The 441-nt window shown below is 62.4% G+C and carries 1 protein-coding gene; it reads left to right on the forward strand.

Annotated features, from left to right (window positions below):
- Positions 1-70: 70 nt before the first annotated feature.
- Positions 71-441 (forward strand): transposase (locus KVT39_RS36560; protein ID WP_217591438.1); only part of this gene is annotated, 371 nt, incomplete at its 3' end.

The raw sequence follows: 441 nt of genomic DNA on the forward strand, positions 1-441 counted from the left end.
AAGTAAGCGTGTCCCCAGCACCGTCTCGACTGGGTGAAAAGAAGTTGCCAGAGTAGTCCCCACCAAAGTAGTGGAGACCAAATTGGCAACAGACGCACCGAAAAGAACTTCACGCAAAGGCATCCCGAATCACCCGATCGAATTTCGACGGCATCTGGCCAAGCTGGCGTGCGAGCCGGGCGTATCGGTGGCGCGCCTGGCGATGGATCATGGGGTGAATCCGAACCTGGTGTTCAAATGGCGCCGAGCGTTGCGTGCCGGCGAATACGATCCGGTGGATTTGCTGCCCGTGACCGTGGAAGCACCGGCGCAAGAGATGGAGCAGCCGACCCCGGCCCCAGTCGCCAGTGCCGCTCCGGCGGGCGCCATCGAGATCAGCGTGGGCAACACCCGCGTGCGCATCGAAGGCTCGCCCCACGAAGCCACGCTGTTGCTGGTGCT

The sequence above is a fragment of the Burkholderia sp. GbtcB21 genome (assembly GCF_019091065.1).
Taxonomy (GTDB): domain Bacteria; phylum Pseudomonadota; class Gammaproteobacteria; order Burkholderiales; family Burkholderiaceae; genus Burkholderia; species Burkholderia pyrrocinia_C.